The sequence below is a fragment of the Curtobacterium citreum genome, from assembly GCF_006715175.1.
In the GTDB taxonomy this organism is placed as follows: Bacteria; Actinomycetota; Actinomycetes; order Actinomycetales; family Microbacteriaceae; genus Curtobacterium; species Curtobacterium citreum.
The window spans coordinates 3,354,406-3,374,767 of record NZ_VFMQ01000001.1; the positions used below are offsets into that span (position 1 = coordinate 3,354,406).

20 protein-coding genes are annotated in these 20,362 nt (G+C 71.8%); 9 read left to right on the forward strand and 11 right to left on the reverse strand.

The window, feature by feature from the left end; translation table 11 throughout:
- Positions 1-11 precede the first annotated feature (11 nt).
- Positions 12-734, forward strand: coding sequence for a hypothetical protein (locus tag FB462_RS15885; protein ID WP_141862945.1), 723 nt, complete (start codon positions 12-14; stop codon positions 732-734).
- 41 nt (positions 735-775) lie between these two features.
- On the opposite strand, the gene FB462_RS15890 is transcribed toward FB462_RS15885, so the two are convergent.
- Positions 776-1,768 (reverse strand): PrsW family intramembrane metalloprotease, encoded by a 993-nt coding sequence (locus FB462_RS15890; protein WP_141862947.1) that lies wholly within the window; start codon positions 1,766-1,768, stop codon positions 776-778.
- Between the two features lie 73 nt (positions 1,769-1,841).
- Here FB462_RS15890 and FB462_RS15895 point away from each other — a divergent pair, with 73 nt between their 5' ends.
- The 6 genes from FB462_RS15895 to FB462_RS15920 all read left to right on the forward strand — a co-directional run bounded on the left by FB462_RS15895 (position 1,842) and on the right by FB462_RS15920 (position 7,059).
- Positions 1,842-2,105, forward strand: a complete 264-nt coding sequence (locus tag FB462_RS15895) for a glutaredoxin family protein (RefSeq protein ID WP_141862949.1) — start codon at positions 1,842-1,844, stop codon at positions 2,103-2,105.
- A gap of 167 nt (positions 2,106-2,272) precedes the next feature.
- Positions 2,273-3,247 carry an amidohydrolase family protein gene (locus FB462_RS15900; protein WP_208738923.1) on the forward strand — a complete coding sequence of 325 codons (975 nt, stop codon included), beginning with the start codon at positions 2,273-2,275 and terminating at the stop codon, positions 3,245-3,247.
- Between the two features lie 48 nt (positions 3,248-3,295).
- On the forward strand, positions 3,296-4,150 hold the full coding sequence (locus FB462_RS15905) for a fumarylacetoacetate hydrolase family protein (protein WP_141862951.1): 855 nt from the start codon (positions 3,296-3,298) through the stop codon (positions 4,148-4,150).
- Positions 4,150-4,893: an SDR family NAD(P)-dependent oxidoreductase gene (locus FB462_RS15910; protein ID WP_141862953.1), complete on the forward strand. Its 744-nt coding sequence runs from the start codon at positions 4,150-4,152 to the stop codon at positions 4,891-4,893. Before FB462_RS15905 ends, FB462_RS15910 begins: the two co-directional genes overlap by 1 nt.
- A gap of 124 nt (positions 4,894-5,017) precedes the next feature.
- A complete protein-coding gene (locus FB462_RS15915; protein WP_083519733.1) occupies positions 5,018-5,695 on the forward strand; it encodes a FadR/GntR family transcriptional regulator in 678 nt (225 codons plus the stop codon).
- On the forward strand, positions 5,692-7,059 hold the full coding sequence (locus tag FB462_RS15920; protein WP_141862955.1) for a HEAT repeat domain-containing protein: 1,368 nt from the start codon (positions 5,692-5,694) through the stop codon (positions 7,057-7,059). Before FB462_RS15915 ends, FB462_RS15920 begins: the two co-directional genes overlap by 4 nt.
- Positions 7,060-7,157: 98 nt before the next feature.
- On the opposite strand, the gene FB462_RS15925 is transcribed toward FB462_RS15920, so the two are convergent.
- The 8 genes from FB462_RS15925 to FB462_RS15960 all read right to left on the reverse strand — a co-directional run bounded on the left by FB462_RS15925 (position 7,158) and on the right by FB462_RS15960 (position 16,627).
- Entirely contained in the window at positions 7,158-8,108 is a 951-nt protein-coding gene (locus tag FB462_RS15925) for an aldo/keto reductase (RefSeq protein ID WP_058740449.1), read from the reverse strand.
- Positions 8,105-8,425, reverse strand: a complete 321-nt coding sequence (locus FB462_RS15930; protein ID WP_114849490.1) for an L-rhamnose mutarotase — start codon at positions 8,423-8,425, stop codon at positions 8,105-8,107. Before FB462_RS15930 ends, FB462_RS15925 begins: the two co-directional genes overlap by 4 nt.
- A complete protein-coding gene (locus tag FB462_RS15935) occupies positions 8,425-9,750 on the reverse strand; it encodes an alpha-L-fucosidase (protein ID WP_141862957.1) in 1,326 nt (441 codons plus the stop codon). The genes FB462_RS15930 and FB462_RS15935 overlap by 1 nt, the downstream gene beginning before the upstream one ends.
- A 34-nt stretch (positions 9,751-9,784) precedes the next feature.
- Positions 9,785-10,702 (reverse strand): carbohydrate ABC transporter permease, encoded by a 918-nt coding sequence (locus FB462_RS15940; protein ID WP_141862959.1) that lies wholly within the window; start codon positions 10,700-10,702, stop codon positions 9,785-9,787.
- Positions 10,695-11,666 carry a carbohydrate ABC transporter permease gene (locus FB462_RS15945; RefSeq protein WP_141862961.1) on the reverse strand — a complete coding sequence of 324 codons (972 nt, stop codon included), beginning with the start codon at positions 11,664-11,666 and terminating at the stop codon, positions 10,695-10,697. Before FB462_RS15945 ends, FB462_RS15940 begins: the two co-directional genes overlap by 8 nt.
- A 107-nt stretch (positions 11,667-11,773) precedes the next feature.
- On the reverse strand, positions 11,774-13,009 hold the full coding sequence (locus tag FB462_RS15950; RefSeq protein ID WP_229666865.1) for an ABC transporter substrate-binding protein: 1,236 nt from the start codon (positions 13,007-13,009) through the stop codon (positions 11,774-11,776).
- Positions 13,010-13,084: 75 nt separating this feature from the next.
- Positions 13,085-14,425 carry an enolase C-terminal domain-like protein gene (locus FB462_RS15955; RefSeq protein ID WP_141862966.1) on the reverse strand — a complete coding sequence of 447 codons (1,341 nt, stop codon included), beginning with the start codon at positions 14,423-14,425 and terminating at the stop codon, positions 13,085-13,087.
- Positions 14,426-14,635: 210 nt separating this feature from the next.
- The gene (locus FB462_RS15960; protein ID WP_188868865.1) at positions 14,636-16,627 is read right to left on the reverse strand and encodes an MDR family MFS transporter; all 1,992 of its coding nucleotides are present in this window, start codon (positions 16,625-16,627) and stop codon (positions 14,636-14,638) included.
- Positions 16,628-16,776: 149 nt separating this feature from the next.
- On the opposite strand from FB462_RS15960, the gene FB462_RS15965 reads away from it, so the two are divergent.
- Positions 16,777-17,232, forward strand: a complete 456-nt coding sequence (locus tag FB462_RS15965) for a hypothetical protein (RefSeq protein WP_114849485.1) — start codon at positions 16,777-16,779, stop codon at positions 17,230-17,232.
- Positions 17,233-17,339: 107 nt separating this feature from the next.
- Here FB462_RS15965 and nadE read toward each other — a convergent pair whose 3' ends face one another.
- The gene (nadE, locus tag FB462_RS15970) at positions 17,340-18,167 is read right to left on the reverse strand and encodes an ammonia-dependent NAD(+) synthetase (RefSeq protein ID WP_058740456.1); all 828 of its coding nucleotides are present in this window, start codon (positions 18,165-18,167) and stop codon (positions 17,340-17,342) included.
- A 476-nt stretch (positions 18,168-18,643) separates the two neighbouring features.
- Positions 18,644-18,811, reverse strand: coding sequence for a hypothetical protein (locus FB462_RS17445; RefSeq protein WP_167510149.1), 168 nt, complete (start codon positions 18,809-18,811; stop codon positions 18,644-18,646).
- A gap of 340 nt (positions 18,812-19,151) precedes the next feature.
- Between FB462_RS17445 and FB462_RS15975 the strand changes: the two genes are divergently transcribed.
- A complete protein-coding gene (locus FB462_RS15975) occupies positions 19,152-20,306 on the forward strand; it encodes an AI-2E family transporter (protein WP_141862968.1) in 1,155 nt (384 codons plus the stop codon).
- Positions 20,307-20,362 lie beyond the last annotated feature (56 nt).

The following is a 20,362-nucleotide window of genomic DNA, read 5'->3' on the forward strand; positions in this document are numbered from 1 at the left end:
CACCACAGAAGATGAACACTGCAGCGCTCTCGAAGCGGTTCACGGCCTTCCTCGTCGGGGGTGCCGCGATCGCCATGATCGCGACGACACTGAGTCCGGTCCCAGCCGAGGCAGCGGCCGTCCGAGACCGCGCGGCTGAGATCGCGGACTTCGAGCAAGCCCTCGTCCAGAACCGACTCGACGAGCTCCCCGCGTCAGAACGCGAGGCGGCTGTCCGTCGAGCTGCTCTCGATGATCACCGAACGTCGAGCGGAGCGACGCTCGACGGATCCACCGCGACGGTGCTCGCGAACGGCAGCGGCTCCGTCGTCAGGATCGGCCTGAAGGGGGCAGGGCTGGAGACCATCTCGAGCCGATCCTCCTTCTTCGACGCAGCTGGTCGCTTGACGACCACGGTCGAGTTCGCCTTCCGAGGGGACGGCGAGGGCGGCGGGAGCCTCGAGGTCTGGCAGGACCGCGAACTGCGCTTCTCGAAGTCGATCACCGCTGCGGAGGCAGAGAAGAGCGTCGCGCTCGCCGCACAGCAGTCACGCGCGTCGGCCGGGTTCTGGGCCAGGCTCAACGACTGCCTGAGCAAGCAGAACGTGAACGCCTGGGCCCTCGCCATCCTCGCCGGGGTGTGCGGTGCCGCTTGCATCGTGACCGCCGGCACGGCGTGCGCGGTCTGCATCGGAGCGTCGATCGGCTTCCCGACGGGCGTCGTCGCGAGCTGTGTGGTCCGCGCGAGCCAGTAGCGAGCGCAGGAAGCGGAGGATCGGGCCCCGTGCCGGACGCATCACTGCCCAGGCAGCCGGGGTGGCGTCGACCGCCAATCCCGATCCTCCGCACCCGCGTTGCTGACCGACCATGCCGGCGCGGACGACCGAGACCACGCCACGGCTTCGGGGCTGCCGTCCCGGCGGTGATGGTGCACGAGCACCGCGACGAGGACGACCACGCCGATCAGGGTCACGACGAGCAGCCCGACGACGTACAGCGTCGTCGCGAGCGAGGCGAGCCCGGGCGGCAACGTCCCGGTCTGCGCCGCCGACAGGGGCGTTCCGGTGAACACGAACGCCAGGAGCGTCGACAGGGTGCTGTTGCTGTCCCACAGCCCGTGCAGCACCGAGACGACGACGTACGCGGTCGGGATCCACCACGACCAGCGGAGCTTCGCCCCGCCCCGCGCGGCGCCGAACAGCACCGCCCCGAGGATCGCCGTCCAGAGCACGTGCCCGACCGGTGACAGCACGGCCCGCACGACCTCGGTCTGCAGCAGGGACACCAGGTCGATGCCGCGCTCGGTGATCGCCGCGTTGAAGGCGTAGCCGGCGGACTCGAACGCCGCGAAGCCCGCGCCGATCGTCGCGCCGAGCAGGGCACCCTGGCCGGCGGTCTTCGGGCGGACGCGCCAACCGACGAACAGGAGCAGGACGCCCTTGACGAACTCCTCGACGAAGCCCACGAGGACGTAGATGAAGGCGCCCTGGCGCAGGTCGGCCTCGAGGAGCGAGGCGCCGAGCACGCCGAGGATCCCGCCGACGAAGAACGCGGTGACGAGCTGCATCGTGCTGACGGTCCCGGTCACCCGCTCGATCACGAACAGGACGACCGTGAACGGCACGAGGAAGCTGCCGAGCAGGATGATCGTCGGCACGAGGTTCGTGTTGAGCGTCACCACCGTCACGACGATGGTCACGGCCCAGAGCAGGAAGCCGGCGAGCAGGGTCTTCCACCACCAGCCGTGGCGGTGGTGCGGGTGGACGGCGACGTCCGTCGTCAGGGTCATGCGGCCATCGTGCTCCCGCCGCGCCGCCGATGCCGCGGGAATGTCCGGACCTGTACGGACGTACTGTGTGGACATGACTGACGAGACGTTCGACAAGGTGACGATGTTCGGCGCGGACTGGTGCCGCGACTGCCGGCGGTCGAAGGCGCTGCTCGACCGGCTCGGCGTGGACTACGAGTACGTGGACGTCGAGGCGGACCTGTCGGCGGCCGACCGCGCCGAGGCGATCAGCGGGCGGAAGAACATCCCCGTCGTGGTGCTCCCGAACGGCAAGCACTTCGTGGAGCCGTCGGACGCCGAACTACAGGGCGAGCTCGAGGCGTCCGGGGCGATCTGACGCCGGCCGCGGGGTCTGCGCGGCTCGAGTCTCGCGCTGAGCGACGAGGCCCGGCCGCGCATTCGCGAGACTCGTCGTCCAGCGCGAGACTCGGCCACGCCACCAGCCCGCGGGTCGGGAGCGCGCACCCCCGCGCGGACATCGGATGAATCCGGCAGGATGAGCTCGTGATCATCGACGCTCACCACCACCTCTGGGACCCGTCCGACCGGCCGTACCCCTGGATGGACGACTCGGTCGCCCCGCTCCGCCGCCGCTTCGACACGGACGACCTCAGCGCCCTCACGCGAGCCGCTGGCATCGACCGGACGATCGTCGTGCAGGCGGCGCACGACCCCGGCGAGACCGAGTGGCTCCTGACCCAGCCCAGCCCGGTCGTCGGGGTCGTCGGCTGGGTCGACCTCACGGCACCGGACGTCGCCGACCGACTGGCCGCCCTGGTCGACGGCGCCCGCCCCGGCGGCGCCGGCCCCGGCGCCCGCGGCGCAGACTCCGGCCCCCGCCTGGTCGGCATCCGGCACCAGGCCCACGACGAACCCGACCCCGGCTGGCTCGCCCGCCCCGAGGTGGTCCGCGGTGTCCGTGCCGTCGCCGCCGCCGGACTCGCGTTCGACCTGCTCGTCCGCGCCCGGGAGCAAGCGGCTGCCCTCGCCCTCGTCGACGCCGTCCCCGAGGGGCGCTTCGTCCTCGACCACGCCGGCAAACCGGCCATTGCCGACGAACCGCGCACCACCCGACCGCGCGCCGGCGAACCGTGCGCCGCCGAGCTGCGTGCCGCCTCCGCCCACCCCGACCGCGGCCCCGGCGACCCCGGCCCCGCCGACGCCTGGCGCTCCCGCATGCGCGACCTCGCCGCCCGCCCGAACGTCGTCGTCAAGGCCTCCGGACTCCTCACCGAGGCCGGCCCGGACTGGCGGGAGCGCCCCGTCCACCGGTACATCCGCGAGACCGTCGAGCACTTCGGCCCGGACCGCACGATGTGGGGCTCGGACTGGCCCGTCTCCACCCTGGTCGCCGACCACGCCGCGGTGCTCGCCACCACGCAGGCCGCCCTCGACGACCTCTCCCCCACCGAGCGTGACACCGTGTTCGCCGGCACCGCCACCAGGACGTACCTTGTCGAGCACCCGAGCCAGACATAGGATGTCTGTGCGACGTCCGGTCGCGTACACCCAGAGGAACGGGGAACGATGCAGTTCGCACGACTCGGCCCGATCGGCGAGGAGATCCCGGTGGCCATCGACGAGGACGGCCGGGTCCTCGACCTGCGGAGCCTGACCTCCGACATCACGGGAGCGTTCCTGGCGAGCGACCCCGGCCCCGCGCAGCTCGTCCGGCACGCCCGCGACGCCGGGGACCTGCCCGAGCTCACCGGCGCGGACACCATGCGCCGCGGCGCCCCGGTCGCCCGCCCGGGCAAGGTCGTCTGCATCGGCCTGAACTACCGGGACCACGCCGCGGAGACGGGCGCCGACATCCCCGCCGAGCCGATCGTCTTCATGAAGGACCCGTCGACCGTGGTCGGGCCGGACGACACCGTGCTCGTCCCCCGTGGCAGCGAGAAGACCGACTGGGAGGTCGAGCTCGCCGTCGTCGTCGGGCGGACCGCGCGCTACTGCGACTCCGCGGCCGACGCCGCCGGCTGCATCGCCGGCTACGCCGTCGCGAACGACGTCTCGGAGCGCGCGTTCCAGCTCGAGCGCGGCGGGCAGTGGGACAAGGGGAAGTCCTGCGAGACGTTCAACCCGCTCGGGCCCTGGCTCGTCACCGCGGACGCCGTCGACCCAGCCGACCTGCGGATGCGCCTGACCGTGAACGGCGAGGTCCGGCAGGACGGCACCACCGCGGACATGGTCTTCGACCCGGTCGAGGTCGTCCGGTACCTGTCGCAGTTCATGGTCCTCCGCCCCGGCGACGTCATCAACACGGGCACCCCGGCGGGTGTCGCCCTCGGCGGTGGCGCACCGTACCTCCGTCCGGGGGACGTGGTCGAGTGCTCGATCGACGGCCTCGGCACGCAGCGCCAGACGATGGGGGCTGCGTGATGCCCGGGACGCACGAGGGACTCCGCGCCGTCGTCACCGGAGGCGCCTCCGGCATCGGCGCCGCGATCGTCGCAGCACTGCAGGAGCGCGGCGCGACCGTCGTCGTGCTCGACCTGCAGCCGTCCCCGTCGGCGCCGTCCGTCACGTGCGACGTGTCGTCGGACGAGTCCGTCCGGGCCGCCGTGGCGGCGGCCGTCGACCAGCTCGGCGGACTGGACGTGCTCGTCAACAACGCGGGCATCGGCGCGCAGGGCACGGTCGAGGACAACCCGGACGACGAGTGGCGGCGCGTGTACGAGGTCAACGTGCTCGGCGCGGTGCGGCTCTCGCGCGCGTGCCTCCCGCACCTGCGGGCGTCGACGGCCGCGTCGATCGTCAACACCTGCTCCATCGCCGCGACCGCCGGGCTGCCGCAGCGCGCGCTCTACTCGGCCACGAAGGGCGCGATCGCCGCGCTGACGCGTGCGATGGCCGCCGACCACCTCCGCGAGGGCATCCGCGTGAACGCGGTCAACCCGGGCACCGCGGACACCCCGTGGGTCGCCCGGCTGCTGTCGACGGCGGCGGATCCCGAGGCGGAGCGTGCCGCGCTCGAGGCACGGCAGCCGCACGGTCGCCTCGTCGCGCCGGAGGAGGTCGCCGAGGCGGTCGCCTACCTGAGCAGCCCCAGCGCGCGGTCGACGACCGGGGTCGACCTCGCGGTCGACGGGGGCATGCAGGCCCTCCGTCTCCGACCCGCGTGACGGACGGCGCGTGGCGGGCGGGGCCGGCCGGGAGGCACGGGTCGGCTAGATTCGGCGTGTCCGGACGCGTACGCGGCCCGGCCCGTCGACCCGGCGCTGCCGGGCTGCAGCAGGAGGTGGTGACGTGGCGTCGTTGACGGACGATGCGATCGCACGCATCCAGCAGATGATCGTGAGCGGTGAGCTCCGACCGGGGCAGCGCCTCCCTCCGGAGAAGGAACTGAGCGAATCGCTCGGTCTGTCCCGCAACAGCCTGCGCGAGGCGGTGAAGGCACTCGAGCTCATCCGCGTGCTCGACGTCCGTCGCGGCGACGGCACGTACGTCACGTCCCTCGAGCCGAACGTGCTGCTCGAGGCGGTGTCGTTCGTCGTCGACATGCACCACGACCGGTCGCTCGTCGACCTGCTCGAGGTCCGGCGCATCCTCGAGCCCGCGGCCGCCGTGCTCGCGACCGCCCGCGCGACCGAACAGCAGATCGACGACCTCGCGGTGCTCATGCAGAGCGTCGGTGAGGACACCGGCGTCGAGGACCTCGTCGCCCACGACCTCCACTTCCACTCCACGATCGCCGGCATCGGCGGCAACCGGTACCTGTCCGGCCTGCTCGACGCCCTGTCGAGCAAGACCGTCCGCGTTCGGGTCTGGCGGGGCCTGACGCAGAACGGCTCCGTCCAGCGCACGCTCGACGAGCACGCGGCCATCGTCGAGGCCATCCGTCGCCGCGACCCGCAGCTCGTGCAGTCGCTCGTGGTCGCACACGTCGAGGGCGTCGAGCGCTGGCTCCGCCGTTCCCTCGAGTGACCGGGCCCTCCGCCGCGGAGCGGGAGACCGCGGCGATCCTCGACGACCTCCGTGCCGCCGGGGTCGTGGTGCGGAGCCTCGCCGCGATGACGAGCTCCGGCGAGCGGTACCGGGCGGCACTCCCGGTGCTGCTGGACTGGCTGCGGCGCGCCGACTCGCCGGCCGTCCGCCGGTCCGTCGCCGGTGCCCTCGGCAAGCGATGGGCACGTCCGACCGTGAACCAGGCCCTCCTCGACGCATTCCGCGTGGAACAGGACGCCGACGTCCGGTTCGCCCTCGGTGGCGCCGTCGAACGGACCTGGGACGACCGGTGGTTCGACGACGTCGTCGCGCTCGTGCATGACTCGTCGTACGGCCCGTCCCGTGGGCGAGCGGTCGCCGCGCTCGGCAGGTCACGGCGTCCCGAGGCCGTGGCGGTGCTCCTCGGACTGGTCGACGACCCGGACGTGCGCGGCGAAGCCATCACCGCCCTCGCTCGGCTGCGGACCCCCGCGGCCGTCCCGGCCCTGCTCGGCGCACTCGAGCACGGCCCGGCCTGGGCGAGGCGCCCGGCACGACGAGCGCTCGAACACCTCGATGCCCTGCCGCCTGCGGCCCCGAAGGCGCCGCCGAAGCGGGTCCGTCCTCCCGTCGACCACGACTGGTACCGGTCCACCGAGTGGAACACCGCGATCGCAGAGGCGTTCGAGGCGCGTCTCGCGAGGTCGCGGTCGTCGCGGGGCGAGTACCTCCGGATCCAGGGCGGGACGCTCGCCGTGCAGGCGACCGCCGACGAGGCCACACGGCGCGCCGGTCGGTCGCTGCTCCGTCGCTACCTGGCGGAGCGGGACCGCATCGGCGCGTCCGCGACCGTCGTCAACGGGATCCACGAGGAGCTCGGCAACTCGTACGTCGTGTCCGGTCGGCTCGACGACGCCGTGGACGAGTACCGCACGGCCCTCCGTGGGATCGCCGCGTGCGGCAGCAGTTCGTTCACCTCGGGAGGGACGGAGCTGCTCCTGGCCGAGGTCCTGCTCGGCAAGGGCGACGCAGCATCGCTCGCCGAGGCCGATGCGCTGCTCGTGGCGGTGGAACCCGAGATCCTGCGGACCGCGTTCTTCCGGAACCGCGTCGTGCGCTGGCTGACCGCTCTGGCCCGGGTGGCCCACCGCCGTGGACGGCCGGAGGATGCCGCCGAGCACGCCCGCTCGGCGCTGGCGATCCTCGCCGTCGAGGGCTCGCCGTTCCCCCGGCACCCGGGTGTCGGGGTCCCGCAGGACGACCCGGCGCTCGTCCGTGAGCTCCGGGCCCTGGCCGACGGTCCTCCTCCCGCTCGACCGGTCCGGCGCAGGCGATGGTCGTTCTTCCGACGGAGCCGCCCCTGACCGGTCGGCCAGGAACAGTCGACGCTGACCGGTCGGCGCTGACCAGTCGACGCTGACCAGTCGGCGCTGACCAGTCGACCGGAACCCAGCCGGAGCCGTCAGTCGGCGAGGAGCCCGATCGACCGCAGCTCGTCCCAGAGCGCCGCGGGCACGTGCACCGCGGCACGCTCGGCGTTCGACCGCACCTGCTCGGCGGACTGCGCGCCGACCGCGATCGCCCGCACCGCGGGTGCCCGGAGCGGGAACGCGACGGCGGTCTCGGGCAGCGTGACCCCGTGCCGTCCGCACACCGCGGCGAGCGCCCGCGCCCGCTCGACCAGCTCGGGCGGGGCCGGGGCGTAGTCGTACGTGGTGTCCGGCGCCGGCAGCGGACGGCTGAGCAGCCCGGAGTTGTAGACCCCGACCGCGACGACGTCCACATCGAGCTCCGCGCACCGGTCGACCAGCGCGGCGGCGGGTTGTTCGAGCAGTGTGTACCGCCCGGCCAGCATGACGACGTCGCACAGCCCGGTCTCGACGGCGGCCGTCAGCGCAGCCACCGAGTTCGACCCGACGCCGACCGCCCGGACCACGCCCTCGTCCCGCAGCGCGGCGAGCGCCGGCAGCGCCTGGGTCAGCCCGGCCGCCAGGTCGTACACGTCGGGGTCGTGCAGGTACGCGATGTCGACCCGGTCGAGGCCGAGCCGGTCGAGGGACTCGTCGAGCGACCGACGGACCCCGTCGGCGGTCGGGTCCCACTGCCGGACGAGGTCGTTCGGCACCGCGAAGCCGTCGTCGTCGACCCCGTCGCCCGGCCCGGGCACGAGCCGCCGCCCGACCTTCGTCGAGATCGCGTACTCGTCCCGCGGCCGTCCGGCGAGCGCCGCCCCGAGCCGCCGCTCGCTCAACCCGAGGCCGTAGTGCGGGGCGGTGTCGAAGCCGCGGACGCCGACGTCCCACGCCGCGTCGACGGTCGCGCGGGCGTCGTCGTCGGACACCTCCCGCAACAGGTTCCCGATGCCGGCCCCGCCGAACCAGAACGGCCCGCGGTCCAGGTCCACGTCGCTCATGCCTGCCCTTCGAGCGTCCACACCAGGGGGACGCCGTCGTCGTTGCCGGAGTAGTCGTCGTCCGCCTCGAGCAGCGGGTTGACCACGGCCTGCCACGCCGCGTTCACGGGGTCGTCGGCCAGTGCCCGTCGCATCGCACGGTAGTCCTCGACCTCGATGAGGTGGACCAGGTCCTGGCCGTCGCGCCAGATGCTCCAGTTCGCGACCCCGGCGGCGCGCAGGCGTTGGGCGAGCTCGGGCGGGATGCTGGCGTGCACCCGCTCGTACTCGGCCTCGTGTCCGGCGCGCAGCCGGGTGCGGGAGAGGATCCGCTGCATCAGTCGCGGAGGAACAGCTCGACGACCGGCACCGCCACGTCGGGGCGGACGATCGGCAGCGTCAGGGTCAGCGTCCCCGCGGGCTGGCCGCCGAGTCCGGTGTTCTGCGCGCGGGTGCCCGGCGGGATCTCGCGGAAGTGCACCTCGGACGCGTCGTTCAGGAGCTGCGCGTACGCCACCTTGCCGGCGAGGTCGGGCAGGTGCACGTGCTCGAACGGCCACGTGAGCAGGTGCAGGTAGAGCCGGTCGCCCCGCTGCGTGTAGACCGTGCCGGCCGGCGCGCGGTACGACGACGGCCCGGCGCCGTACACCGACCGGTCGTGCCGGCGCATCCACTCCCCGATGCCCTCGAGCGCCCTCCGCGCCACCCCGTCGAACTCGCCGCGGCCGGTCGGGCCGACGTTCAGCAGCATGTTCCCGTTGTTCGAGACCCCGTCGACGAGCATCCGGACGAGCAGGTCGACGCTCTTGACGGTGAGGTTGTCGCGGTCGTAGCCCCACGAGCCGTTGAGCGTCTGGCACGCCTCCCACGGCACGGGGACGCCGTCGACCTCCATCGGCTTGTCCGGCTGGTACTGCTCGGGCGTGACGAGGTCGCCGGGGATGTCCAGCCGGTCGTTGACGATGATCCCGGGCTGCAGCCGCTTCGTCAGCGCCATCAGCTCCTCGGAGCCCCAGTCGTCGCGGCCCTTGCCGCCCCAGCGGTCCTCGTGGTCGTTGTCCCGGTACGAGAAGTCGTAGAACAGGTAGTCGATCCGGCCGTAGCCGGTCAGCAGCTCCTCGACCTGCCCGTGCAGGTACTCGCGGTAGCGGGCCATGTCCCGGCCCTCGTTGAGCCGGGCGATCTCCTCCGGGCTGTCGTCCCGACGAGGGTGCACGCCGTCGATCGTGAAGTCCGGGTGGTGCCAGTCGATGAGCGAGTGGTAGAAGCCGACCCGGAGCCCCTCGGCGCGGACGGCGTCGACGAACTCGCGCACGATGTCCCGTCCGAAGCGGGTGTTCGTGGACTTGTAGTCGGTGAGGGCGGTGTCCCACAGGCAGAAGCCCTCGTGGTGCTTCGTGGTGAGCACGACGTACTTCATCCCGGCCTCGCGGGCGCGGCGGGCCCAGTCGGCGGGGTCGAACAGGTCCGGGTCGAAGTGGTCGAAGTACTTCTGGTAGTCCTCGTCGGTGATCCGCTCGAAGTTCTTCACCCACTCGTGGCGGGCCGGGAGCGCGTAGAGGCCCCAGTGGATGAACATGCCGAACCGGTCGTGGGTGAACCACGCGGGCAGGCCGGAGGCGTCGGTGTCGGGCTGCGGCTGGGCGGGTGCGGTGATGGTCATGGGACCGGTGTTCCTTTCGTGGAGGTGGAGATGGTCACCGGCCGCCGAGGCCGGAGGTGACGATGCCCTTGACGAGGTGCTTCTGCAGCAGGACCAGCAGCACGACCGTCGGCAGCATCGAGATCACCGACGCCGCCATCACCAGGTTCCACTCGGAACCCTGCTGGCCGAAGAACTGCTGGAGCCCGAGCGGGATGGTCCCGTGCGCCTCGACGTCGTTCACGACGACGAGCGGCCACAGGAACGAGTTCCAGTAGGAGATGAACGAGAAGACGGCGAGCACCGCCATGGTCGGCCGCGCGAGCGGGAGCATCACCGAGAAGAACGTGCGGATCGGTCCCGCGCCGTCCACGCGCGCCGCGTCGTCGAGCTCCTGCGGCACGGTCAGGAAGAACTGCCGCACCAGGAACGCGCCGAGGGCCGTGAACGCCCACGGGATGATGAGCGCCTGGAAGGTGTCGACCCACCCGAACCCCTGCATCATCACGTACATCGGGATCACCAGGACGTCCTGCGGGATCATCAGCGTCGCCAGGAACAGCACGAACACCGTGTTCCGCCCGCGCCACCGCAGCCGCGAGAACGCGTAGCCGGACAGGACCGCGACCGTCACGTTGATCGCGGTGCCGGCGACCGCGACCAGGATCCCGTTCAGGATGAACCGCGCGAACGGCAGGTACGTGAACGCCTGGACGTAGTTGTCCCACTCGAGCGAGCGCCCCCAGAGCGTCGGCGGCGTGGTGAACACCTGGTCGGCGGGCTTCAGGCTCGTCGCGACCATGTACACGAGCGGCGAGACGAACAGCAGCGCGACGAGGCAGAGCAGCACGTACCCGACGGTGTGGCGGACCCGGCCGGGGCGCGGCGCCGACTTCGTGCGGGCGACGGCACGGGGGTTGACCGTCCGGTTCGACGTGGTCGCGCCGAGGCGCGAGCGGACCGCTTCACTCATAGTGCACCCACCGCTTCTGTCCGAGGAACTGGACGGCCGTGATCCCGAGGATGATGACGAAGAGCACCCAGGCACCGGCGGAGGCGAGGCCGAGCTGCTGGTTCTGGAAGCCCGTGTTGTAGATGTACTGCACCAGGGTCTCCGTCGCGGTGCCCGGTCCGCCCTTGGTCAGGACGAAGGGCTGCGTGAAGACCTGGAACGAGGTGATGAGCGTCATCATCGTCGCGAAGAACACCGACGGCGAGATGAGCGGGAACTTGATCGCCCAGAAGGTCTGCCACGCGTTCGCACCGTCGAGCTGCGACGCCTCGATCTGGTTCTCCGGGACCGCGTCGAGCGCCGCCGAGAAGATCAGCATGTTGTAGCCGAAGCCCTGCCAGACGCTCATCGCGACGATCGCGAGCATCGCCCAGTGCTGGTCGGCCAGGAAGTTCGGCGCGTGCACGCCGATGGTCGACTGCAGCGTCGCGTCGATGGCGCCGTCGGGCTGGTACAGCATCCGCCAGACGACGACGTTCGCGACGATCGGCGTGATGGTCGGGATGAAGAACAGGACGCGGAAGACGTGCCGGCCGGCGATCCGCGGCGTCAGCCAGGCGGCGAGTCCGAGGGAGACGACCAGGTTGAGCGGCACGTAGAGCACCACGAACAGCGTCGTGTTGAGCGCGACGGTGCGGAACACCGGGTCGCTGAACAGGCGGACGTAGTTCTCGACGCCCGCGAACGTGCGTTCGCCGAGCATCGGCCAGTTCATGAAGCTGACGACGAGCGACGCCAGGATCGGGAACGCCGTGAAGACGACGAGCCCGATGGAGTGGGGTGCCGCGAACACGGCGCCCCACCACGAGCGGCGGCCCGTGACGCCCTCGGCGTCGCCGGTGGTCCGGCGCGGCGCGGCCGGGCCGGCCACCGCGGTCGCGACCGCGGGCACGGCCGCGGTGGGTGGGTCCTGGATGGTGGTCATGCGACGACCTCCTCGTCGTTCACGCGGTCCTGGTGGCGGGATGGGGCGGACGGGAGGCACGCGGCGGGGTCGACCCGTGCCTCCAGTCAGTCAGGTGGTGGGCTCGCTCACTGCGAGCCGAGCTGGCCCGAGATGGAGGACATGGTGTCCTTCCCGGAGGCCTGTCCGTTGACCGCCTGCAGGGCGTACTGCGTGAAGAGCTGCGAGAGCTGGTCGCTCTGCTTGTTGCCGAGCAGCGGCGACGACTTCGCCAGCGCGGCCTTGAGCGCCTCCTCGGCGCCCTCGATGCCGGCGCTGGAGTACCACGACGCCTGGGCGGCGGTGCGTCCCGGGAAGGCGCGGCCCTCCTCGGCGAGCGAGGTCAGGACCTTCTCGCTCGTCATCGTCTGGACGGCCTTGAACGCCTGCTCCGGGTACTTGCACTGCTTCGAGATGCCGAAGCCCGAGCCGGCCGCGAAGGTCGACGGGCCGGAGGTACCGCTCGGCAGCGTCGTGACGCCCAGGTCGAACTGCACCTTGGCCTTCTGGCTGATGAGCGACCACGGACCGTCGGTGTACATGGCGACCTTGCCGGCGGCGAAGTCGTTGCTCGACTGGGACGAGTCGGACGACGCCTGCGTGGCGTAGCCCTTCTGCACCAGGCTGCCGAGCCAGTCCAGGCCCTCGGCGAACTTCGCGTCCGTGGCGTCGATCTTCCCGCCCTCGGTGATCACCCGACCGCCGTTGTAGCCGTAGATCATCGACTCGAGGTTCAGGTCGCTGACGGTGGAGCCGAACTCGGTGATGCCCTTCGCCTTGAGCGCGGCGCCGGCGGCCTCGAACTGGTCGACGGTCCAGCCGGGCTTCGGCTCGTCGACGCCGGCCTGCTTGAACAGGTCCCGGTTGTAGAACATCATGATGGGCCCGGTGTCGTACGGCAGCCCGTAGAGCTTGCCGTCCACCTTCATGCCGTCGAGCGCGGTGCTGTCGAACGCGGACAGGTCGAGCCCGTCCTTCTTCGCCAGCTCGTCGAGCGGCAGGAGCGACGAGGTGTAGTTCGCCGCGCGCAGGGACTGCATGCTCACGACGCACTGGGCGCTGCCGCCGCTGAGCTGCGTGCTGAGCTTCGTGAAGTAGTTCTCGAACGGCGCGCCCTGGATCGTCAGGGTGATCCCGTCGTCGCTCTTGACGGTGTCGGCGACCTTCTGCCAGGCGGCCTGGTCCTCCTTCCCGGCGATCCACATGGACCAGGTCAGGGAGTCCTCGGTCTGGCCGCCGCCGGCGCTGCTGCCGGAGGAACAGCCGGTCAGCACGAGGGTCACGGCAGCTGCTGCCGCGAGCCCCGCGATGGAACGTCGTTGCATCGGTGTCTCCACTTCGTCGTGGTGGTGCTGGGGTGTGTCGGGGTTGGTCTGGCGAGTCGGTCTGACGTGTCCGGCTCAGGCGACGCGGATCGTGTCGCGGACCGGGTCGGCGGCCGAGGCCGCCGCCCAGACCGGGCCGTCGGGGTAGGTGTGGGCGTCGAGGGAGTCGGAGAGCATCTCGGTGCCGGCGCCCGGGGCGGTCGGGGGCCAGTAGCGGCCGCCGCGGACGTCGACCGGGGTCACGAAGTGCTCGTGCAGGTGGTCGACGAACTCGATGCAGCGGTCCTCGAGCGCCCCGGAGAGCGCGACCGCGTCGAACATCGACAGGTGCTGCACCGCCTCGCACAGCCCGACGCCGCCCGCGTGGGGGCAGACCCGGACGCCGTGCTTGGCGGCGAGGAGCAGGATCGCGACGTTCTCGTTGACGCCGGCGACCCGGGTGGCGTCGATCTGCAGCACCCGCATCGCGTCCGCCTGGATGAGCTGCTTCGCGATCACGCGGTTCGCCATGTGCTCCCCGGTCGCCACCGGCACCGGGGCGATGCGGCGGGCGATCTCGGCGTGCCCGAGGACGTCGTCCGGACTCGTCGGTTCCTCGACCCAGGCGATGTCGAACTCCCGCAGCCGGTCGATCCACTCGACCGCCTCGTCGACGTCCCACCGCTGGTTCGCGTCGATCGCGATCCGGACGTCCGGGCCGACGACCTGCCGGGCGATGCGGAGACGTCGGACGTCCTCGTCGACGCTGCCGCCGACCTTGAGCTTGATCTGGGTGAAGCCGTCGGCCACCGCCTCGCGGCACAGGCGGGCGAGCTTGTCGTCGTCGTAGCCGAGCCAGCCGGGCGTGGTCGTGTACGCCGGGTAGCCGGACTGCTCGAGCCGGCGTCGGCGTTCCGCACGGAGGGGCTCGGCGGCGCGGAAGAGCTCGAGGGCCTCGGCCGGGGTGATCGCGTCGGTCAGGTACCGGAAGTCGACCAGGTCGACCAGGTCCTCCGGCGACATCGATGCCAGGAGCGCCCACAGGGGCAGTCCGGCGCGCTTGGCCTTCAGGTCCCACAGCGCGTTCACCACCGCGCCGATGGCCATGTGCATCACGCCCTTCTCCGGGCCGAGCCACCGCAGCTGCGAGTCGTGCACCATGCTCCGCCACGTGCCGCCCATGTCGGCGAGCAGTGCCTCGGCGTCGCGGCCGACGACGTGCCCGCGGAGCGCGGCGATCGCGGCCTCCTGCACCTCGTTGCCCCGGCCGATCGTGAACACGAACGCCGAACCGGTCAGGCCGTCGAGGGCGTCCGTGGTGACCTCCACGTACGCCGCGGAGTAGTCGGGGTCGGGGTTCATCGCGTCCGACCCGTCGTGCTCCCGCGAGGTCGGGAACCGGATGTCCCGGACCCGCAGACCGGTGATGCGGCTCATCGTTGCTCCTGCCCGTCCGGTCGCCGTCGACCGAACGAGGACATCGAAACATCGGATGTATCGGCTGTCAAGAGCCGATCGGCCCGCGTTCTGCGGTCAGGAGCGGCGGAGTCGTCCTACCGGTGACACGGAGAACGCCCCGTGGCGGCTGCCACGGGGCGTTCTGCGGACTGCGTCACCCCGGCGGGCACACACCCGCTCGCGGTCGGGTCAGGCGCGGACCGCCGCCGTCGCGGGGAGGTCCTCCGCCGCACCGGCCCGGTCGGCCTGCTCCTGCAGCGCCGAGCTCTTCCGGAGCGGGGGTGCCTTGAAGAACCAGCTCAGGACGAACGCGAGCAGGATCACCGCGAAGCCGACCCAGTAGACGGTGACCGCCGAGGCGTTGAAGCCCGTCATGAAGGGCTTCGTCAGCGCGGGGTCCGCCCCGTTCAGGAACGAGGTGTCGCTCGTCTCCGCGGTGGCATTCCCGCCCTTGCCGGACCCGGACGAGATCGCGTCCGAGAGCTTCGGCGCGAGCTGGTCGACCCAGTAGGTGCGCTGCGCGGTGTCCGACCAGTCGACCACCAGGCGGTCACCCTGCACGGACGCGTGCGCCTGGTCGGCCGCGGCCGCGAGCGCCTGCTGCTGCACGGCCTCCGGGGCACCGGCGGTCGCCGCGGTCACCTTCGCCGTGGCCTGGTCGAGCCCGGACTGCACCTGCTGCTCGAGCGGGGTGACGATCGGTGTCCACAGCTGGTCCATCACGCCACGGTTGACCTTCGCGCTCGCGACGGTCGGGTTCAGGGCCGCGTCGAGCGCGCCGGTCAGGTTCGCCTTGTCGGCGGTCGCCGCGGTGATGTTCGTCGGCATGAGCGAGAACAGCACGCTGAGGAGCACCGCGGTGCCGAGCGTCCCGCCGATCTGCCGGAAGAAGGTCGCCGACGACGTCGCCACGCCCATGTCGCGCGGCTGGACCGAGTTCTGCGACGCCAGGGTGATGCTCTGCATGAGCTGGCCGAGGCCGAGGCCGATGAGGAACATGCCGATCATCAGGAACCAGAGCGGCTTGTCGATCGTCATGAACGTCAGCACGACGTAACCGGCGGACACCAGCGCGGTCCCGATCACCGGGAACACCCGGTAGCGGCCGGTGCGCGCCACGATCTGGCCCGAGGCGATCGACGCGATCATCAGGCCGCCGATCATCGGCAGGGTCGCGAAGCCGGACTCCGTCGGGGTGAGCCCCGTGACGATCTGCAGGTACAGCGGGATGGTCAGCATGGCGCCGAACATCGCGAAGCCGACCAGGAACCCGAGGACCGTGGCCATCGAGAACGTCCCCGAGCGGAACAGCTTGAGCGGGATGATCGCGTCGTCGCGCATGAGCGTCTCGGCGACCAGGAACGCCACGATCCCGAGCCCGCCGACGACGTAGCAGGCGATGGAGCCAGCGGAGGCCCATCCCCAGGTGCGGCCCTGCTCGGCGACGAGCAGCAGCGGCACGAGCGCCACGATCACTGCGGTCGCGCCCCACCAGTCGATGCGCGGCTTCCGCGCGGCGTCGCCGAACTTCGGCAGGTGCAGGAACGCGATCACCATGAGGAGCGCGCCGATGCCGATCGGGACGTTGACCAGGAACACCCACCGCCACCCGGTGACCCCGAGGATCGAGGACGCACCGGCGAACAGCCCACCGATGAGCGGACCGATGACCGACGAGATGCCGAACACCGCGAGGAAGTAGCCCTGGTACTTCGCACGCTCACGGGGCGCGAGGATGTCGCCCATGATCGCGAGCGGCAGCGACATGAGCGCGCCCGCACCGATGCCCTGGAACGCCCGGAAGGCGGCGAGCATGACCATCGAGGTCGAGAAGGTCGAGAGCAGCGAACCGAGCACGAAGACGCTGATGCCGAAGATGTAGAGCGGTCGGCGGCCGAAGACATCGGAGAGCTTGCCGTAGATCGGCGTCGTGATCGTCGACGCGATGAGGTACGCCGTCGTGACCCACGCCTGCTGGTCGAGCCCGTGCAGGTCGTCGCCGATCGTGCGGATCGCGGTGCCGACGATCGTCTGGTCGAGCGAGGACAGGAACATGCCCGCCATCAGCCCGTAGATGACGAGCAGGATCTGGCGGTGGGTCATGATCGGCTTCGCGAGTGCGGGAGCCGTGGCCTCCGGTCGGCCGCGCTGCACCTCGACAGGTGCGGTGGCAGTGGACATCGATCCTCCTGGGACTCTATCTTGCAGACCGTGCAACTTTACACCCGTGGCACCTTTGCCACCAGCGCAAGGTTGCCCTGTCTGCACGCATCTTCAGGCGCGCGTCGAGTGCGCAGCGCGTCCAGGGTGCGCGGCGTACCGTCCCCGCCATGACCGACGCGAACGAACACCCCCGCCCGGAGGACGACGCCGCACGGCTCGGACTCGTCGTCGTCGGCGAGGCCGCCGCCCTGCACGCCGGGGACGACGGCGCACTCGACGCCAGCGAGGAGAACATCCGCGAGACCGTCGACAGCATGGTCGACGAACCCCTCACGGACCGGCAGGAGCAGGTCGTCGAGCGCCTGGCCTCGGCCGGCGGCACCCTGACGGCCGGCCTGAGCGGCGCGCTCGCGGCGAAGACCGGCAGCAGCGTCGACGACGTGCTCGAGGGCGCGGCCCGGAGCGTCGTCTGGCAGCAGCGCCTCGCCGCCGAGCGAGACGCCGCGGCCACGAGCGCGCCGCGGCCGACGGAGGCGGACCCGGGGACGGACACCGATGCCGGCGAGCGCGAGGACGCCGGGCACCCGCAGCGACGCGACGACGACCCCCGCGACGACGGCTGACCAGCCCGAGCACACGAGGAGGCGCGGTGCGGGACGAACCCGCACCGCGCCTCCTGTCCGTGGCCGCGGTGGTGACTCGGCGCCCTGGTGACCAGGCGCCCTGGTGACTAGGAGCCCTGGCGCCACCACGCGTCGAAGGGCGTCGCCGGGACCTGGCGCTTGTGCTCGGTCGCGCGGTAGCGCGCCTCGATCGCCTCGGCGACCTCGTCCGGGACGTCGTGGCCCTGCAGGTACGCGTCGATCTCGGCGTAGGTCAGGCCGAGGTTCGCCTCGTCCGTCTGGCCGGGCAGGTCGTCGAGCAGGTCCGCCGTCGGCGCCTTCTCGTAGAGTCGGGCCGGCGCCCCGAGGTGCTCGAGCAGCTGCCGCCCCTGGGTCTTGGTCAGGCCCGTCAGCGGGGTGAGGTCCACGCCGCCGTCGCCGTACTTCGTGAAGAAGCCCGTGACCGCCTCGGCTGCATGGTCCGTGCCCACGACGAGGAGCCCGCGCTGCCCGGCGACCGCGTACTGCGCGACCATCCGCATGCGGGCCTTGACGTTGCCCTTGACGAAGTCGCTCAGCTCGACGCCGGCGGCCGTGGTGTCCTGCACCACCCCGTCGACCCCGTGCTCGATGTTCACGACGATGCCCGGGTCCGCCGCGATGAAGCGGAGGGCGAGCTGCGCGTCGTCCTCGTCGGCCTGCACGCGGTACGGCATGCGGACCGTGACGAACTCGGCCGGGTGCCCGTCGGCGCGCAGGCCCTCGACCGCGAGCTGCGTCAGCCGCCCGGCGAGCGTGGAGTCCTGGCCGCCGCTGACGGCGAGGACGAAGCCCTTCGCACCCGTGGTGGTCAGGTAGTCCCGGAGGAACCCGACGCGTCGGGCGATCTCCTGCTCCGGGTCGATGGTCGGCTGGACGTCGAGGTCCGCGGCGATGGCGGCTTGGAGTTCACGCACCGCTCCAGTATCACGCGCCGGGCCGCGGACGGCACGGATTCACCGCGAGGTCGCGGCTCCTTCCGGGCGGATGGTGTTGTCGTGGTCCGTCCCGATCGCGCAGGTGCAGACCACGCGCAACGTCTCGTCGCCGCGGGTCAGGCGGAAACGTTCGACGTGGGGCGGGCCGACGTGCCGGTCCAGGGGGTGGGTGTCGTGGTCGTGCACTCGGGTCCTCGCTCTCCGGCGGCCACGGGTCGCCCCGTGCCCGCCGCTGATCCGCGCTCCACCGGTGATGTGGAGGCACCTCCGCCGGGCACGCGGAGACATGAGCAATCTACAAGGCTACGCGCGGAACAGCCAGCGAGAGCCACGGACCGCACTGACGGACGGGAGGCACGGTGCCAGCTGGCACCGTGCCTCCCGTCCGTTGGGTGGGCGCGTCGCGCTGCCGGGCCCCGTGGGCGCGTTGCGTCGCGTCGTCGGTCGCGCGCGGGTCAGACCTGCTCGCCGAGGAAGTCGGCGTACGACGGTTCGTCGTGCTCCGCGCCGGCGGGCGCGGACGCGTCCGAGGCGCCGGCGATCCGCTCGGAGATGATGTCGGCGACCTCCTCCGGGGACCGGAGACCGTGCCGGTGCCAGTCCTCCGGGGCCCGGGGCGTCACGAGAGCCCCAGCAGGACGGTCGTGGCGGACGGGACGACGGGGGTGCGGGTCTGGCCCGCCGAGAAGTCGAGGGGGTGTGCGGTGCACGAGCAGTTCGTGGCGGCCATGGTGACAGCCCTTCATCGAGGAGTTGCAGACCTCGGATCCGACCGGGCCGTCCCGCTGTGCCAGACCTCGCGGACCGCGAGGGCATCGTGACGACGGGACCTGGAGGAGAACCCGGTGACTCCAGGGTAGGAGTGGTGGTGGACCGCGTCCAGGTGGATGCGGTTAGCGGCGACCCCGCCGAGGTGCTGCCGCGCCGGTAGCGTGGTGGCTCCGCACGACCACGAGGAGCCCCATGCCCCTGTTCGGCCGTCCCAGCGACGCCCAGTCCGACGCCGCCCGCCCCGATGCCGCCCCCAGTGTCTTCGCCCGCAGGTGGGCCGACCCGTTCGGCACCCTCGCGACGCGCTGCCTGCAGATCATCGTGGTGCTCGTCGTCGCGATCGGCATCGTCTACGCCGCCGCGACGCTGAGCGTCGTGACCATCCCGGTGCTCCTCGCGCTCATCATCGCGTCGGCCATGCACCCCGTGGTCTCCTGGCTCCGACGCCACAAGGTGCCGTCGGTGCTCGCGACCCTCGCGGTGCTGCTCGGTGTGCTCGTCGTGCTCGGGCTCGTCGGGTGGCTCATCGTCGTCGCCGTGATCGCGCAGTGGCCGGACCTGCAGAAGTCCGCGATCAGCGGCTTCCAGCAGCTCCAGGACGCGGTCGACCACCTGCCCTTCGCGATCTCCGACCAGCAGGTGGACCAGGTCGTCGACGGGGTGCAGGGCTTCCTGACCAGCTCGCAGTTCGGCTCCGGCGCACTCGCGGGCGCCTCGGCCACCGCGAACTTCCTCACCGGCCTCGTGCTGATGATCGTCGTGCTGTTCTTCTTCCTCAAGGACGGTCCGGCGATCTGGGAGTTCCTGCTCCGCCCCTTCACCGGGGCCCGCTACGAGCGGGCGCGCCGCGTGGGCGACCGCGTGGTGCAGACCCTCGGCGGGTACGTCCGCGGCACGGCCAGCGTGGCCGCGGTCGACGCGATCGGCATCGGCGTGGGGCTCGCGATCGTCGGGGTCCCACTGGCGCTCCCCCTCGCCGTCGTCGTGTTCATCACGGCGTTCATCCCGATCGTCGGTGCGACCGCCGCCGGCATCCTCGCCGCCCTGGTGGCCCTGGTGGCGAACGGCCCCGTCGCCGCCCTCGTCGTCGTCGGCATCGTCGTGCTCGTGAACCAGCTCGAGGGCAACCTGCTCCAGCCCGTCCTGATGGGCAAGACGCTCAAGCTGCACGGGCTCGTCATCCTGATCGGCCTGACCGCGGGGACGGTGCTCGCGGGCATCACCGGCGCGATCATCTCGGTGCCGCTGCTCGCCGCGGCCTGGGGTGCCGTGCAGGTGTGGGACGGACCGGGGCAGCCTGCGCTGCCGTGGCGGCAGAAGCGCCCGGAGACCGTCGAGCGGCGGTAGCGCGCCGGCGCGGCACCGACGCCGCCCACGCACCACGAAGGGGAGCCCCCGCACGC